Source organism: Treponema denticola (assembly GCF_024181405.1).
Lineage (GTDB): Bacteria > Spirochaetota > Spirochaetia > Treponematales > Treponemataceae > Treponema_B > Treponema_B denticola_D.
In genome coordinates, this window is record NZ_CP051302.1 from 1,054,748 (window position 1) to 1,071,769 (window position 17,022).

Here is a 17,022-nt window from a genome sequence, read left to right on the forward strand (position 1 = left end):
CGCCACCTAAAAAGTCTAAAACATTAAATAGAAAAAGTCAACTGCTTATTACCGAAACCTTTATATCTTTTGACTAATGTTAAATCCCATCCTTTTTAGATCTTCCAAAAAGGATGGATAACTTATATCGAAACACTCGGCGTTTTTTAGGGTAAATAAAGCCCCATTTTTATCATCGATACCAAAACCTGTAACAGTAAGCATCATAGCTATGCGGTGATCTTTATGAGAATCAACTGAAGCGGGGCTTAGGTTTTTACCTGCATTTCCTATTATGCGTAAAAAATCCCTTCCCTCCGTAATATCCGCCCCAAGTTTTTTTAACTCTGAGGAAATTACGGAAAGCCTGTCACATTCCTTATAGCGGCATATTTCTATATTTTTTAAAATGGTTTCACCCCTTGCAAAACAGGCTATCGCCGAAAGAGCCGGAACTGCATCGGGAATATCGGAACAGTCAAAGGTTCCGCCCTTTAAACTTGAAGGAAAAATTTTAAGGGTTTGCGATTTCTCCTCAAAGCGGATGTCCGCATTCATCTCTTTTAAGAGCTTTACTATCCTCGCATCTCCTTGAACATCATTTATATCTATATTCTTTATGCTGATAGTTGAATCCGTAATCAGAGCTAAGGCAATGGGAAAGGCAGCACTGGACCAGTCGGCCGGAATGCCTGCCGAAAAACCTAAAATTTTTTGACTTCCTATAATTTTAAAAGTTTTAAAATCGTCCGAAACATCAAATTTAATACCGCAAGTTTTAAGCCAATGGAGGGTCATTTTTAAGTAGGGAAGTTCCCCTGCTCTTTTTAAATTTATTTGTAAAGGAAAATCGAGTAAACCGGCTCCAAGCAAGAGTCCGCTTATAACCTGTGAAAAATCTCCCTCAAGACAGAGTTTTTTTTCTTTAAGGCCTTTAATTGAAGAATCTTTTCCAAAAACCCGTATAGGAGCTCTTTCAAAACCGTCAAGAAATTCGTATTTTAAACCAAGCTCTTCATAAATTTCGATTAAAGGCTTCGCGGGACGCTTTAAAATAGATGAATCTCCGGTTAAAATAAAATCGGAAGAAATTAAAGAAAGAATGGAACCTAAAAAGTAAAAAAGAGTGCCGGAATTTCCTGCATCTATTTTTATCTGCTTTTGTTTTTCGATTCTTTTTTTTAAGCCTTCTTTCGGCGGAAAAACGATTATATCGGCAGAGGATATATTTTTTTGTTCTATTTTAAATTTTACGCCTAAGGATTCAAATACCGATACAGCCGTTTTAGTGTCTCCGCTCATCAGAAGATTTTTTATTTGGGAATGACCTTCAGCAAATGCAGCCAAAACAAGAGCCCTCATTGAATGGCTCTTTGAAGGAGGTACTTCAATGGGCATGGGAGATACGGGTTTTGATTTTTTAATCTTTAAAATCATTTTTTTAAAAGAGCTTTAAGTTCCTTTAGGCGTTCTTGATCTTCACAGTCTGTTAAGAGCTTTATAGTTTCCTTGGCCTTTTCTTTACGGTTTGTCTGAATATAAAGGTTTGTAAGATCGAATAAAAGATCTTCGCTTTCACCGAATTCTTCGATAGCCTTTCTTAAGCTGACTTCTGCACGGGCATGGTCTCCTTTTTTTATTGCAAGAAGGGAAATAAGCCTGTATATTCTTTCCGTAGGTTCTATATCCATAGCCTTAACCAAAAGGCCGTCAGCATCATTTAGATAGCCTATCTTTATGGAATTTTCAGCCTTATCGGTTAGAAGAACGGGATCTACGGGTTTAAGCTTTAATGCCTTTTGATACCAAATATCGGCTTCATCATATTGCTCAGCAAAGAACAAGGCATTTGCATAAATATAGAATGCCTCTGCCCTATTTCTTTCTGCAGCCAAATCGGCGGTTCCCGCCTCAATGTCAAAAAGAGGAGCACATTCTTTTAAACGTCCCTGAAGACGCATAATCTCAACATAGTTTTCCAAAATAACTATCTCGTCGGGGAGCATCTTTCGGGCCTTTTCAATTTCTATTTGAGCATCAAAAAAGGCATCTTCATCGATTGCACAAAGAGCTTTTAAATTAAAAATCCAGCCGTTATTAGGTTCAAGGGCTTCAGCTTCCGAAAGAGGAACAGAGCAGTCCTCCCCTATTAAATACAGGGCCTCCGCCAAGCGAAAATGATAAAGCCCGTGTTCAGGCCCAAGCTTACAGGCCTTTTTAAAGAATTTGACGGCTTCCTCAGGTCTTTCATCATGAATAAGAAGGCCGTACAAATACCATATTGTAGAATCACTCGTCTTTGCATCACATAGTTTTTTAAAATTAAGCTTAGCTTCCCATTTATTGTCTAAAGCATAATAGAATTTACCGCTTAAGGCCCAGGTACGCTCATCCTCAGGAGCAATACGCTCAAGGGCGTTTATTACATCGGCCATTTCGTTATATTCTTCGGAAGCCAAAAAGAGTTTCCCCGCCTCAGTATAGGCTTCTACAGCCTCAGCTGTTTTTCCGGCAAGATTCAGCTCGTTTGCTTCATTGTACTTTAATAAGCCCTGATCCGGTTTTAGCTCAAAGGCCTTTGCATAAAAGGCTGCCGATTTTTCATGTTTCCCTTGGGAATTTAAAAAATGCCCCTTTAAAGAGCAAAGAAGTACCGATTTTTCAATTTCGTCATTCGGAATACTTTTTAGAATATCTCCCAATTTTTTCATATTGCCGGATTGATAGTATAGGCCGGCAAGCTCGGCCATTATTTCATAATTATCGTGTTCAATATCGAGGGCCGATAAAAATTCTTTTTCAGCCTCCTCATTTAAATGCTGGGCAAAATATATTCTTCCGGCTAAAATATGATCCTGAATGCCGGGTTCACGGAGTTTCCATGCCTGTTTTATTTGGTAGATGGCGGCAACATATTGCCCCATAGCATAATAGGTCGAAGCAAGGTTAATATAGGCTTCAGGAGAAATTGCATCAGGATTATTGGCGGCAGAATCGGTATTTTCTACAAGAAGAGACTGAGAGATAATTTTAAACTCGTTTAAGTAAAATTTTACCTTAGGATGGGTTTCCCAGTTCTGCCCTGCAAAGCCTATTTTTCCGGCAGCCTGAACAATATCGGACTCGAATTTACCTAACCAAGTATTGTTTACAAGAACCGTTATACTTGTTCCCGCACAGATTAATTTTATTTTAAATTTTGAACTATCGATATCGGTTAAGGGCTTTGTCCAGCCTAGAATGGGCATGGGAGTAGAATTAACAACAGCCTCAAGTCTTATCCATCCCTTGTCGGAAATAAGAAGCGAATAAAAGGCCTTATCGCTTATGTGTCTAAAGACAAATCCTGCAGCACAATAGCCCGCACTTGTATTTTCTTCAGGAAAGAAGTTATCGGTAAAAACAGGCAGCTCAATTTCGGCATCAAGCACAAAGTCCTTATATCTAAATAAAGGGTTTAGGGCCCAAGCATAAAGATGTTTACGCTTTAGCTCCAAAGAATAGGAATGCTTACCGTCAAGGTTTTCTTCAAACAAGGATTGATACCCGTCTCCCGTTTCTTCAATAAAACGAGCTTTTTCCTTTTTAGAAAAATCGGCTTCCCATATTTCTTCTTTTATTTCTTCCGTGTCTATTACCGACTGAGCTTTTTTACTCTCATACTTTTTTAGAATCTTGTTCTTAAAATAAGAAAAATATAATTTAAGTCTTTCCATAATATTTTAAAAGATTACAAAAAAAACGCGTTTTAGTCTAGCAGGTAATTACAATTCAATACTTGCAATTTTATTTTCTGCATATATTCCATAGGGCTTAATCAAAACCGCAAAGACAGCGGCAGGTATACCGCAAAAATAGATTAAGATAAGCCAAAGATAGGAATTCATACTGAAAAATACTACAACAGCGGAGAGAGCCAAAATAATCATATTAAAAAACATAATAAAAAGCACATTCGTATTTTGCTTCATAGCCGCAACAGGATTATCCCAATGAAGTTTAGGATGGGCAGTATCCAAAAATAAAGAAACAAGGTTTACAAGGGCCGAAAAGCAAAGAGCTACCAAAGACGATAAAACTATATGAAGAAGGCCGAATTTAAATACAAAGCCTGCAAACCCCACACCTATTACTATGGCAAAAAGAGCAAAAATCATAGCATGGGCTAATTTAGCATACATATAAACCGCAATATCAACCGGTAAGCTCTTCATAAAAGGAATAAATTTTGCATCTCTTGAAAGAGCCGTATCTGCGATGTTGGTCATTGAACCTAAAAAGCCTGCTGCAAGGCCTGTAATTACAAATCCTGCATTTCCCTGCATAAAATCGATTATATTGGGAGGAATATTATTTAAGTTTAATCCCTTTGCAATACTTATAACAATCAACAAGATAGGCATAAATATAATTGAAAAGGGGCCGTTTAAAAGATAAACGGGAGTACGGTTCATCATTCTAAATTCCCTTTTTACATAAGCAATAAAGGGAGATGATTTTTTTATGTTTTTATGTAAAAAACTTGAAACCTGTTTTGCTTCCAGCTTTTTTATACTTTTTTCGTTAAAACCTATTAGGCTTTCCGTATAAAGTTTTGACATAAACCCTATAACCAAGGCCGGAAGAGCTGCACAAAAAGCAACCAGCAATAGGATATATAAAAAGCTTAAAACAGAAGAAGGTTCACTTAAAATATAACCTACAAGTTTTACCGGCGGGTAGAATGACCCGAAAGTTTGAAAGGCGGCAGCTTTGGATTCAACCATTTTATAAAGAGCTTCAGGATCGGAACCCGAAGACGATTGAATTATATAATTAAAACCTAAGGCAAGAGCCATACCTAAAATTCCGTTTAAGGCCATTATAACGTTTTTATTTTTAAAAACTCGAGTAAAACGCATAATAAGGATATTAAAAAAATAACATACGGAAATCATAGGCAGAGGAATTACAAGAGCACAGATGACAGCCGATATATAAAACATAAAGGGCGGAGATTCCATATACCCGTAAATTCCCATTAAAACTGCAAAAAAAGCAACAGATGTAATGAGCGAATTAACGCTGTTTGCAAAAAATTTTGATGCAAACAAGATACGCGGCTTAATAGGCATAGACAAAAACTGTTCTTCAATTTCGCCTATGTAGTAGGTAGAAATAGTAAGCATGGACCCGAATAAAAGACTAATAAAAGAGATCAGAAGTGCCGTTACTTCAAAAAGAATGCTTATATTGTTTACGGCCTTTGCCGTTCCATATAAACCGAAAATCAAAAAGCCGAAGATAAATAAAAATTCCGCAAAAACAAATAAAAAGAGGATTATCATTCCCAACATCTTAGCCTTGGAATTTTTTGTTACGGTTTGATCGCCCTTCTTTTTTCTTTTTTGAATTTGAGCCTTAAAATTTTTAAAGTTAAAAACAGAAGCCAAATAAATTTTAACCAATCTAAAAAAAACTTTCATAATTTTTAACTCTCTTAAGCGTTCCCGTTTCCCAAATTAAAAGAAGGTTTATCGTCAACAAGTTCCAAAAAGAGCTTTTCAAGAGAAGCATTTTCTCCTCTTTTTTCGCGTAATTCCTGTAAAGAACCTTCAAACATAATTTTACCGGCATTTATAATTGCAAGCCTGTCGCAAAGTTTTTCGGCGACCTCCATAACATGGGTAGAAAAGAAAACGACCTTTCCGGCATCGGCTCTTTCTCTCATAATTTCTTTTAAGGAAAAGGCTGATTTAGGATCCAAGCCGACCATGGGCTCATCCAAAATCCAAACAGGAGGATCGGATAAGAGACTTCCGGTAACCAAAAGTTTTTGCTTCATTCCGTGAGAAAAACTTCCTATGCTCCCGTTTAAGGCCTCATTTATTCCGAAAAGTTTAGTGTATTTCTCTATTCTTTCTTGTCTTACATCGGCAGGAACGCCATAAACGTCCCCTATAAAATTTAAGTATTCTGCAGCTTTTAACTGAGAAAAAAGCTCCGGGTTATCGGTAACATAGCCTATCCTGCGCTTTGCTTCCATAGGATCTTCAGCTATATTTACACCGTCAACGATTATTGATCCTGAATCCGGATTAAGGACTCCGGTTATCATCTTAATTGTAGTTGTTTTTCCGGCTCCGTTCGGCCCCAAAAAACCGAAGATTTCGCCGTTTTTTACGTTTACCGAAATACAGTCTACAGCTTTTGTTTTAGAAGAGCCGTAGGCCTTTGAAACATTTGAAATTTCAATCATAAATTCTCCACCCCCCTTTACCTTGCATTGCGCATTTTCTTTACTCTTTCTTCAAGATAACCGCACTCAACCAAATATTGCCTGCGGGAAACCACCAAGGCCATAAGCTCCTTGTACATTTCAAAATTAACTTCCAAAGCTATAGGAAAAATATAGAGCTCGGTTTCATTGCAATAGCGTTCGATAAATTCGGAATCCGTTACGAAGCCTAAACTTATCATATTGCTTATTCTGTCGGCACATTTTAAAATTTTAGCCTTTTCCGATCCGTTTTTTATTATATTTTTTAGGTACTCGGTTTTTTCTTGACCTTTTTTCTTTGTAACTTCCAAAACAAGTTCATAAACCTGTCCCGATTCGGAATCAATACTTAAAATTTCGTTTACATTAAAATCTTCGATATCTTCTATAACATCATGGATTAAAGAAGCCTTTAAAAGAACACTGTCGATGTATCCATAGTCTATAAGAATAGCCATAGTATCTACCTGATGCCGGAACATATTGCCTCCTGCATGACGGGCCTTTCCGATTAAGGCGGTAGCAACCTGCATGTAAGGAGCAAGATAAATTCCTTTTAATACTCCTAAATCTCTTGTCAAAGCAAACTCCTTATAGCTATCATTTTGATAGCACGCTATCCTTTTGATAGCACTTACCATGATAACTATGGATTATACTAAAATAAAAAGTTTAGTGTCAAGAAGGGGAAAAATGCACATCTCCTTTCCTCATTCTCACTTCGTTTCATCCGGGTGGAGGCCGGGTTTTGCGTTGGCGAGAAGGAGTTTTAAACGGTTGAGCTGGTTTACTTCGCTGGCACCGGGGTCAAAGTCGATGGCCGAGATATTTGCCTCGGGGTAACGACGGCGCAATTCCTTTATCATACCTTTTCCGGTTACATGATTAGGCAGGCAGGCAAAGGGCTGCACGCAGGCAATATTTGAAACGCCCGAATGAATGAGCTCTATCATTTCGGCAGTTAAAAACCAGCCCTCTCCGGTAACATTTCCCAGCTGTAAAATTCCGTCAACCGAATCGGCTAATCTGTATATACTCTCAGGAGAAGTAAAACGCTTACTCTTGTTTAAGGCTTTTTTTATGGGCCTTCTGTATCTTTCCATTACCCAAATAGTCGCCTTAGAAATCAAACGCTTTTTTAGGGAATAATCAAGATAGGTATTGTGATAGATACCCGAAATCGAAGAATAAAGGAAAAAATCTAAAAGATCGGGAACAACGCATTCCGCCCCTTCCCTTTCAATGGTACTGAAAATATCGTTATTTGCGGCAGGATGGAATTTAACCAATATTTCTCCTACTACACCTACACGAGGTTTTCTAATATTTTTTAAGGGTAGATTATCGAACTCGCGTACAATACCGTTTATGATCTCCTTATATTTTCCGGCCGACATTTTTTTTATAGCATCCTTGATAAGGACGGCATATTTTTTATATATTTCGTTTGCAGAACCGGGAACTTTTTCGTATGGACGTGTACGATAAAGCACCCTCATTAAAAGGTCGCCGAGACACATAGCTTGAGCCACCCTGTGTAAAACGGGGAGCTTCAATTTAAAGCCGGGATTTTTTTCGATGGACTGGGCACTTATACCTATTACCGGAACAAAGCCCAAACCTGCATCTATGAGGGCTCGCCTTATAAAGCCTATGTAGTTTGTGGCCCGGCAGCCTCCCCCTGTCTGGGTAATAGCCAGAGCTGTGGTGCGTAAATCATAACGGCCGGATTTTAAAGCCGCTATCATCTGACCTGCAACTATGATTGCCGGATAGCAGGCATCATTATTTATATATTTTAAGCCGTATTCAACGGCAGTCTGATCTATATCGGTAAGGATCTCAAGGTTATAACCTGAATGAGAAATAGCGGCCCCTATAAGGTCAAAATGAATGGGAGACATTTGAGGCGCCAGAATGGTATACCGTTTTTCCATCTCTTTTGAAAAAACTATGCGTTCATAAGCTGCCGATTTTTTGCTTAAAATAAGCTTACTTCTTTTTCTTTCCTTGACAGCAGCTAAAAGACTTCTTACCCTTATCCTTACCGCACCCAGATTAGAGCCCTCATCTATTTTTATGAGTGTATACATTTTTCCCTTGGATTCTATTATCTCCTGCACTTGATCCGCTGTTACCGCATCCAAGCCGCATCCGAAACTGGTAAGCTGTATAAATTCCAAGTCATCTTGAGTTGAGGTAAAATTTCCCGCCCTGTATAAGCGGTTGTGATAGCTCCATTGATCCACAACACGCAAGGGGCGCTCTATTTTTCCCAAGTGAGCCACAGAATCCTCAGTCAAAACCGCAAGGCCTAGGCCGTTTAACATCTCAGGAATGCCGTGGTTAATTTCAGGGTCAATATGATAGGGGCGGCCTGCAAGCACAATACCTTTCAGATTTTTTTCCTTGATTAAGCGTAAGGCTTCTTCGCCCTTTTCTTCCGTTTCTCTTTTAAAATTATTTTCTTCAGTCCAAGCAGCATTAACGGCATTCCTTATCTCTTCCAAACTTATCGAAAACTTTGTACCCAATTCTTCATAAAGACGGTCCATTAAACGGTGTTTATCGTAATATGGTAAAAATGGATTTAGATAAATTATATTTGCGTCCTGCCTGAGAACATCAATATTGTTTTTTAAGACTTCGGGATAGCTTGTAACAATGGGACAGTTATAATGGTTTCCTGCTCCCTCATCTTCTTTTTTTTCATACGGAATACAGGGGTAGAAAATATTTTTTACTCCTAATTTTAATAGAGCTTCGATATGCCCGTGGGCAATCTTTGCAGGATAACAAACCGATTCGGAAGGAATGGACTCAAGCCCCATCTCATAAGTTCCCCGTGTAGAGCGAGGGGAAATTCTAACCGAAAAACCAAGCTCCGTAAAAAATGTAAACCAGAACGGATAGTTTTCGTACATGTTTAAAACCCTTGGAATTCCTATCTCGCCTCTGGGTGCATCATTTTTAGGAATGGGCTTATATTTAAAAAGCCTCTTATACTTCCAGTCAAAGAGGTTGGGTATATCTTTTTTGTTCACGGTTTCGTGATCCTTAGCGGAAACTTGAGATGAACATTCTTCAAGGCCACTGTTCTTATCAAGCTCGGCACCCCTTTCACACCTGTTTCCCGTGATAAAACGGCGTTTTACTCCGGATATGTCGAAGGTATTTACAGTCAAAAGACAGTTGTTGGGACATTTGGGGCAGCGTAATAAGTCAAGCTTTACCTTAAAATTTTCCAAGCCTTCCATATCGGCAATATTTGATCTTATTTTTCCTTCGAAAAGATTTTCTTCTTGAAGGTCATGCCATTGGTCTTTTGCAATTAAGGCGGCTCCATAAGCCCCCATAAGCCCAGCAACATCCGGGCGGACAGCTTGCCTTCCCGAAACAAGCTCAAAGGCACGCAAAACCGCATCATTATTAAATGTTCCGCCCTGCACTATTACCTTGCTTCCTACCTCGGAGGCATCGCGCAATTTAATAACCTTAAAGAGGGCATTCTTTATAACGGAATATGAAAGGCCCGAAGAAATATCTCCTACGGAGGCTCCTTCTTTTTGAGCCTGCTTAACACGGCTGTTCATAAAGACCGTACATCTGGTACCTAGATCTACGGGTTTTTCAGCAAGAAGGGCTTTGGTTGCAAACTCGCTTATGCTCATTCCGAGGGAGCGGGCAAAATTATCCAAAAAGCTTCCGCAGCCAGAGGAACAGGCCTCATTTAATTGAATAGAACTTATCGCTCCGTTTTTCATGCGGAGACATTTCATATCCTGACCGCCTATATCCAAAAGGAAATCCACTCCGGGCAAAAAGAATTCGGCGGCACGGTAGTGTGCTATTGTTTCAACCTCTCCGGCATCCACACCCAAAGCTGCCTGAAAAAGACTTTCTCCATATCCTGTAGAAACGGATCGGGCTATAAAGGCCTTTGGAGGGAGGATTTTGTACAGGTCTTTTAAAACCCTTACAGCAAGCTCTACGGGGTTTCCGGCATTTACATCATAAAAACGCCATAGGATTTTTCCGTCCCCATCGATTAAAACGGCCTTGGTTGTAGTTGATCCTGCATCCAGCCCTAAAAAAACGGGGCCCAAAGCAGTAGAAATATCGGCTGAGGGCGCCATTTCCTTTGCGTGTCTTATTCTAAAACTTTCAAGTTCTTCTTCATTTTTAAAAAGAGGAGGAAGGCGCTGAACCTCTGTCATCTCTGAAGATGCTATCTTATAAATATCTTTTTTAAATTGAGAAAGTTTTATAAAATGAGGTTTAGCTGCGGGCTCTTCTTCAAAAATAAGAGGAGCTTTGTTTTCTTCTTTTTTTAAGGAGGTTTTAAATTGAGCCTTTTTTAGATCCAATTGAACCTGCGGCTTAAAGGGAGAGCTTGATACCGCAGGCATTGAACCTCCTGCAGCACTTAGGGCAGCCCCCATGGCTACAAAGAGCTCGGAATTTTCAGGCGTGATAATTTCGTCATCTTTAAGTTTTAAGGTTTCGATAAACCTATGCCTTAGCTGATCTAAAAAGTGTAAGGGGCCTCCTAAAAAAGCAACCTTTCCTCGGATCGGTTTACCGCAGGCAAGACCCGAAATAGTCTGGCTTACAACAGCCTGAAAGATACTCGCTGCTATGTCCTCTCTTTTGGCACCCTCGTTTATAAGGGGCTGAACATCGGTTTTAGCAAAGACCCCGCAGCGGGCGGCTATCGGGTAGATGGTTTGAGCATTTTTTGCAAGCTCATTTAAACCAAGAGCATCGGTTTCCAAGAGGGCTGCCATCTGGTCTATAAAGGAGCCGGTACCGCCTGCACAGGTACCGTTCATTCTTTGTTCAATATTTGCGTGCTCAAAATACGTAATCTTCGCATCCTCACCGCCGAGCTCTATAATAACATCGGTTTGAGGAATTATCTTACGGACAGCCGCGGTAGAGGCTACGACCTCTTGAATAAAGGGAATGTTAAGCCAGTGCGATACGGCAAGGCCTCCCGAACCTGTTACGATGAGGGAGAGCTCTACATCATCGCCGTATTTTTTTTCGACAGCTTCAACGGCAAGCTCACACACGGATATAATGGTTGTCCGTATATCGGCCCTGTGCCTTTGATACTTACTAAACAAAACCGTTCCGTCAGTTTCCAAAACAACTACCTTTACTGTAGTCGAGCCGACATCTATTCCAAAGCGTAACACACTCTCTTTATTCATAACACCAACCTGTTTTAATTAAAGTTTTATATCCATGTCCTTATCCAATGGATATATGGGGCGCGGAGTTTGAGGATAATCCAATGTTTCCAAGACCTCATTTGAACAGCCCTTAGATTCCGCCAATATTGCCCTCTTTGCTATACGTTGAAAACAGGGTTCCAAATAACCCAGCTTTACGATAACTATACAATAATCCTCTGCCTTTACATCTAGGGCAGGCAAAAGCTCTTCATCCCCAAAACCTATGTGATTTGAGGTTAAAACTATTCTTATGTCACCCATTTCGACAAGGGCTAAGCGGGAATTATATACGCTGTAGTTTTTTACAAGTTTTAAGACCCTTACGGAGCAAGGAATTTTTTTGCCGTTAATTTTATCCCATGTTCCGCCTATAGTTATTTCAAGAGAAGCCCCCTCCCCTGCCTCAAAGCATTTTTCTACGGCAGCCTTATCAAAAAATCCCGAATAGAGCACCTTGGTGGGAAGAGCCTTTAAAGCTTCTTTTTGTTTTAAAAGAGCCTCAAAGCACTCGGTGGCGTCTCCGGTAGAACCGGCTGTAGGATTATCGCCAGAATCCGAAACAAAAACAGGGCCTTCTTTATTTTGCATTACCGATTCTATAGCGGTTTTTATTGAAGTGAAGGAATCATAATGCTCTACCTTAAATTTAAAATTATGACGTTCGGCCCAAAATTCTTTAGCTATTTTTAAGGCAGCCCTATCTGCAAGAGCTTGATCGTTTAAGGCAGTCGTTACTATGGTTACGCCGTTATCCTTGCTGTCTGCCCATGGGAAGCCCAAAAGAACTGAGGCTGCAAGTAAGCCTTCTTCTTTTTCAGCCTCGACGCATGAAGCGATTAAGCTTTTCATAGGCTCTGCAGCGGTTTCGCTTTTTTCGCCTGCTACCAGCATTGGGATTTTTACTCTTCCTATACAAAGTTTATTTGAAGAGTCCAAAGCCTTTTTTAAAAGCTCCGCTGCATGAACTCCCGTTTCATAGCAGTCAATGTGGGGGGCAGTTTTATAGCCTACAATGCCGTCACAATACTTAATCATCTCGTCGGTTACCGTAGCATGCATGTCGAGGGCTGTAGTTAAAGGAATACGGGGAAGCTTTTCACGGATAGCCTTTAAAAGATCGCCTTCTGCAGGCCCTATGTTTTGAACCTTTAAGGAACCGTGAAGACCTAAACAAATGCCGTCAATCGGGGCATCCAAAAGGGCCTTATCTATATAATCCAAAAAATCTTTTTTAAGTTCGGTATATAGATTATAATCAACCAAGCCGTTAGGCACAGCCCTTGCAACTACGGCAGGTACTACCTCCCAGCCCCATTTTTGAATGGTCTCAATAATTCCCGTAGAAGAATAATAGGGCTTTAAGCCCTTTGTTAAAACCTCTTCTCCTCTAAAAATAACAAAGTCTTCAATCCCCGTGATAATGGGGTTAAAGCTGTTCGACTCATGATTTATGCATCCTACTAAAATTCGCTTCATTTTATACTCTTACCTTATTTCTTTTTTCCTTGATTTGCAACTGCATTTATTTTAGCATTAATTTTCTCTTGATCTCCAAGGTAGCGTTTACTAAGAACCTTAAAATTCTTATCGAATTCGTAAACCAAAGGAACACCTGTCGGAATATTTACCGAGATTATTTCTTCATCGCTTAAATTTTCAAAATATTTAACCAAGGCCCTGAGGGAATTACCGTGGGCAGTAATAAGAATCCTTTTTCCTTCAAGCATTTGAGGTTTTATAGTCTTTTCAAAAAAAGGAACGGCTCTGGCTATGGTATCTTTTAAGCTTTCGGTTAAGGGAAGCTCTGATTTTTCGATACCTCTGTATTGTTCCTGCAAATAGGGACATCGCTTATCTCCTTCTTCCAAAACGGGAGGAGCAATATCAAAGGAGCGGCGCCAAATTTTTACCTGATCTTCTCCGTATTTTTCGGCTGTTTCCGTCTTGTTTAGGCCCTGCAATCCCCCGTAATGCCTTTCATTCAGCTTCCAAGTTTTTATAACGGGAAGCCATTCCCTATCCATCTCATTTAAAATATAATTGAGGGTATGAATTGCCCGTTTTAGATAGGAGGTATAGCAAATATCGAAGTCAAAACCTTCTTTTTTTAAGTAGGTTCCGCCTTCTTTTGCTTCTTCTACACCTTTTTCGCTTAAATCGACATCCGTCCAGCCGGTAAATAAATTAAGCTTATTCCATTCACTTTCGCCATGCCTGACCAAAACCAATCTCATATTAAGGCTCCTTTTCTAACTTTATAAAGATAGTATCCAATATAAAGAACTGTGTCAAGAGAGCGTATTATATGTGTTTCACTTACTTATATTCTTGAATGGAAAAGGAAGAATTAGTTTCATCAACGGAAAGCTCAACCCATGATGAAGATTTTAAAATACTTCTTACAACTAACTCCGAAAATGTACCATAGCTATAAATAAGCATTCCCGGATGATAATGCCCGGCAAAAAAGACTTTTACATTATTTCTTGAGAAGGTATCTATCAAAACTGCCCGTTCTTTTGTATTTAACATAACAAAATATGGAATACCTCCTCCATAAATTGCATAATGAGAAAATACGAATTTAGGATTCGGATCAGCTTTCATTTCTTCTACAAGATTTTTTAGCTGAGGCTCTCCCAACATTCCATCCCCTGAATCAATAAAATACCATGAAAATTTACCAGTTTTAAAGCGGTAATAAGGTACATGGGGATAAATATATTTTTTCCAATGCTGCCATCCTGAATTATGAAGGTCATGATTTCCGAGGGCTGTATATACGGGAATATCCTGTATTTTTTTTATATCTGCTACAAAAGAAACATATTGTTTATACTCTTCTTCTTTTCCATGCTCAACAATATCTCCCATTGAAATAATAAAAGAAGGAAATTCATTTGAAGCTTTTTTATTTTTCAACCAGTCAATAAATTCTTTATCATAGCGTCTTCTATCGGCACCAAAGTGAATATCTGTAAATATTACACATGTAAATGCAGGCAATGTATGGGGGGGGGCCAAATCTAATATCTTTGTACTTCTGTCTGAAACACTATTAGGTCTGTACAAAAACTCACTTAAGCCATGTCCGCAAGAAATAAGAACGAGACATACAAAAATTATATAAACAAGAAGTTTTCTTTTTTTTATCATTTTATGCCTTCCTAGGTGGAATTTTAAAAACAAGCGAAATCCCCATCATCATATTTGAAAGATAAGATGTAAGGGTAAACATATCCGAATATTTTACGGAAAAGAAACTACTCAGTCTAATCTCAGGCGATAAGATCCATGCCGTTTCAAGACTAGAGATAGGAGTAAAAAACAAAGGATAATTATGCATACTATATGAAGCTATCTTAAATGCCAGTAAAAATTTATCCTTGATAAGACTTTCTAATTTTAATGATAAGGCTAAGGTATTGTCCTTTATTAAGGGTATTATAGATAATTTATAAAAATCCGTAAGTTTTAATAAATATGATATATCTAAAGAAAATAAAACCTTATCCAATTTTCCGGCAGAGAGATTAGCTCCAAGCAAAAAATTATTTTCAATGCAGTATCCGGTAAAAAGGTTTAAATTATATATAGCATGAACACCAAGTGAAAAATATTTAAGCTTAAGAGGTGAATATTTTCCGTACACAGTTCCGCTAATAGAATCAGATCCGGTTTTTACTCCAAGCCCTGATGAGAGTTTGGGAATGGAAAAACCGTAATTCATAACATATGAAAAAGCTTCCAGCCTACCCTTTCTAGATAAATCGGCTTCTATTCCATAAGAAAACTCATGTATATTCTTAACATCGGCTTCGGAAAATAATGCGAAACTTAAAACAATAAAAATTGTAGCAAAAAAGGATCTCATATTAGCGGATTTTAACATATAATCAATAACTTTGTCAACTTAACGCTTAACGTTTAACCCATTGACCGGTTAAAATTATATTAAAATACAAATTCAGAATTTTTTAAGAAAATTAAATTTATTTTTTTTAAAAGTACTATTGTTTTTAACTAAAAGCTATAATATAATGGAGGCAGGAGGAAAACTAAGTGATTTCCAAAAGCTTCCATATTTTCTATGCATGGAAAAAATTTAACTTAAGGAGAAGTTTATGGAAAATTGGAGAAATTCTTATTATTTAAGAGATTTAGATAATCCGACTATAGGTAATGGTAATAATGGAAGCAGTATTCCCAATACAAAAACCGGACGGGCATCAAATAGTCATACAATAAGTAATCCTATTGAACCTAATCCTGTTACACATCCGGTTAGACCTAGAATACCGGCCAACACGGATACTAACCCGATTGAGCCTAATCCTAGTACCCCGCCGGTTAGAGTGGAAAAACCGGTCAATACGGATACTAATCCTATTGAACCTAATCCTGTTACACATCCGGTTAGAGTGGAAAAACCGGTCAATACGGATATTAATCCTATTGAACCTAATCCTGTTACACATCCGGTTAGACCTGAAAAACCGGACGACTCGGATACTAACCCGATTGAGCCTAACCCGGGTACTCCGCCGGTTAGAGATGAAAAACTAACCGCCACAGGTAGTAATCTGATTGGACCTAATCCGAGTAACAGTACAAATGATGGTACAAAAATAGGTAATAGCTTTGGTATTAAACTTGCTGATGATTCTTCAACAAAGGGAATTGATAAAAATGATGAAGTAAAATCAGCTGCAAATACAGGAAACAGTGCATTGCAGAAAAATGCTGCCGAAATAAATCACCGGCATACTAAGCATGTTGAAGTTTCTCCGAAAACAAAAGCTAGAGATCTGCTGTTAAGTAAAAGAGGTAGTACCGATAATGCTGCTTTGGCAGAGTTTTCACACACATCTCGAAGAGATATTCTTGAATTCCGTCGAAATAAGCCTGCGAGTATTATTGTAGACTATGACACACAGGGCCGAGATGTAACACTTGATGATTTTAATGTAGATGGTATGGATATTTCGATTAAGCGTGAGCATGACGGTTACGGAAATAAATTCGATTCGGTTCGGACTATTGAGACCGTAAAGTTAGCAAACGGGCAGGTTGTAAAGTGCAATATTCAGGACATGGTTGGTGCTAATGCAGAAAGCAAAGCCTTCGCCGATGAACATAAAGGTATGACCTTACCTGACGGCAAATATTATTTTACGGCAAAAAAACTAACAAAGCAATCAGATGGTACATATAATTCTGATTGTTTTCAAAATACATTGAGACTGCAAACTAAGGATTCAAACATTCCTAAAAATATTAGGGATGATATAAATTCCAAATACTATCTTTTTCATGCTACCGAATATAAAAAAGGTTTTATACCGAAAAACGGCGGGAATAGAATATGGATTAATCCTTGGTCTGCAGGATGTATTTCGTCCATAACAGGAGGACAGTCCACACATGATGATTTTATGAATATGCTGACAGGAATCACTCCCGAAAATATCAACGTTACCATAACATCTAAACGGCATGTAGATATATAATTATTTACTAGCGACGTCTTCCGGACAGGTCTTT

At 38.6% G+C, this 17,022-nt stretch carries 11 protein-coding genes; 1 reads left to right on the forward strand and 10 read right to left on the reverse strand.

The annotated features are described in order from the left end of the window. Positions 1 to 60: 60 nt before the first annotated feature. The 10 genes from aroA to HGJ18_RS04940 form a co-directional block, all read right to left on the reverse strand. Positions 61 to 1,416, reverse strand: a complete 1,356-nt coding sequence (gene aroA, locus HGJ18_RS04895) for a 3-phosphoshikimate 1-carboxyvinyltransferase (protein ID WP_253697971.1) — start codon at positions 1,414 to 1,416, stop codon at positions 61 to 63. Continuing rightward, a complete protein-coding gene (locus HGJ18_RS04900) occupies positions 1,413 to 3,695 on the reverse strand; it encodes a tetratricopeptide repeat protein (RefSeq protein WP_253697972.1) in 2,283 nt (760 codons plus the stop codon). The genes aroA and HGJ18_RS04900 overlap by 4 nt, the downstream gene beginning before the upstream one ends. A gap of 48 nt (positions 3,696 to 3,743) precedes the next feature. Beyond that, positions 3,744 to 5,444, reverse strand: a complete 1,701-nt coding sequence (locus HGJ18_RS04905) for a hypothetical protein (RefSeq protein WP_253697973.1) — start codon at positions 5,442 to 5,444, stop codon at positions 3,744 to 3,746. Between the two features lie 14 nt (positions 5,445 to 5,458). Then, complete coding sequence (locus HGJ18_RS04910; protein WP_253697974.1) at positions 5,459 to 6,217, reverse strand: ABC transporter ATP-binding protein; 759 nt, start codon at positions 6,215 to 6,217, stop codon at positions 5,459 to 5,461. 17 nt (positions 6,218 to 6,234) lie between these two features. Continuing rightward, positions 6,235 to 6,879: a hypothetical protein gene (locus HGJ18_RS04915; RefSeq protein ID WP_253697975.1), complete on the reverse strand. Its 645-nt coding sequence runs from the start codon at positions 6,877 to 6,879 to the stop codon at positions 6,235 to 6,237. A gap of 75 nt (positions 6,880 to 6,954) precedes the next feature. Then, positions 6,955 to 11,454, reverse strand: coding sequence for a 2-hydroxyacyl-CoA dehydratase (locus HGJ18_RS04920; protein ID WP_253697976.1), 4,500 nt, complete (start codon positions 11,452 to 11,454; stop codon positions 6,955 to 6,957). A gap of 18 nt (positions 11,455 to 11,472) precedes the next feature. Beyond that, complete coding sequence (locus tag HGJ18_RS04925) at positions 11,473 to 12,954, reverse strand: M81 family metallopeptidase (RefSeq protein WP_253697977.1); 1,482 nt, start codon at positions 12,952 to 12,954, stop codon at positions 11,473 to 11,475. A gap of 14 nt (positions 12,955 to 12,968) precedes the next feature. Then, complete coding sequence (gene gpmA / locus HGJ18_RS04930) at positions 12,969 to 13,712, reverse strand: 2,3-diphosphoglycerate-dependent phosphoglycerate mutase (protein WP_253697978.1); 744 nt, start codon at positions 13,710 to 13,712, stop codon at positions 12,969 to 12,971. 82 nt (positions 13,713 to 13,794) lie between these two features. Beyond that, positions 13,795 to 14,634, reverse strand: coding sequence for a metallophosphoesterase family protein (locus tag HGJ18_RS04935; protein WP_253697979.1), 840 nt, complete (start codon positions 14,632 to 14,634; stop codon positions 13,795 to 13,797). A 1-nt stretch (position 14,635) separates the two neighbouring features. Next, the gene (locus tag HGJ18_RS04940; RefSeq protein WP_253697980.1) at positions 14,636 to 15,352 is read right to left on the reverse strand and encodes a hypothetical protein; all 717 of its coding nucleotides are present in this window, start codon (positions 15,350 to 15,352) and stop codon (positions 14,636 to 14,638) included. A gap of 250 nt (positions 15,353 to 15,602) precedes the next feature. On the opposite strand from HGJ18_RS04940, the gene HGJ18_RS04945 reads away from it, so the two are divergent. Continuing rightward, positions 15,603 to 16,988 carry a hypothetical protein gene (locus HGJ18_RS04945; RefSeq protein WP_253697981.1) on the forward strand — a complete coding sequence of 462 codons (1,386 nt, stop codon included), beginning with the start codon at positions 15,603 to 15,605 and terminating at the stop codon, positions 16,986 to 16,988. Positions 16,989 to 17,022 lie beyond the last annotated feature (34 nt).

Coding starts and splice junctions, on each gene's coding strand:
- aroA (WP_253697971.1), bottom strand. CDS start 1,416: ATGATTTTAAAGATTAAAAAATCAAAACCCGTATCTCCCATGCCCATT.
- HGJ18_RS04900 (WP_253697972.1), bottom strand. CDS start 3,695: ATGGAAAGACTTAAATTATATTTTTCTTATTTTAAGAACAAGATTCTA.
- HGJ18_RS04905 (WP_253697973.1), bottom strand. CDS start 5,444: ATGAAAGTTTTTTTTAGATTGGTTAAAATTTATTTGGCTTCTGTTTTT.
- HGJ18_RS04910 (WP_253697974.1), bottom strand. CDS start 6,217: ATGATTGAAATTTCAAATGTTTCAAAGGCCTACGGCTCTTCTAAAACA.
- HGJ18_RS04915 (WP_253697975.1), bottom strand. CDS start 6,879: ATGGTAAGTGCTATCAAAAGGATAGCGTGCTATCAAAATGATAGCTAT.
- HGJ18_RS04920 (WP_253697976.1), bottom strand. CDS start 11,454: ATGAATAAAGAGAGTGTGTTACGCTTTGGAATAGATGTCGGCTCGACT.
- HGJ18_RS04925 (WP_253697977.1), bottom strand. CDS start 12,954: ATGAAGCGAATTTTAGTAGGATGCATAAATCATGAGTCGAACAGCTTT.
- gpmA (WP_253697978.1), bottom strand. CDS start 13,712: ATGAGATTGGTTTTGGTCAGGCATGGCGAAAGTGAATGGAATAAGCTT.
- HGJ18_RS04935 (WP_253697979.1), bottom strand. CDS start 14,634: ATGATAAAAAAAAGAAAACTTCTTGTTTATATAATTTTTGTATGTCTC.
- HGJ18_RS04940 (WP_253697980.1), bottom strand. CDS start 15,352: ATGAGATCCTTTTTTGCTACAATTTTTATTGTTTTAAGTTTCGCATTA.
- HGJ18_RS04945 (WP_253697981.1), top strand. CDS start 15,603: ATGGAAAATTGGAGAAATTCTTATTATTTAAGAGATTTAGATAATCCG.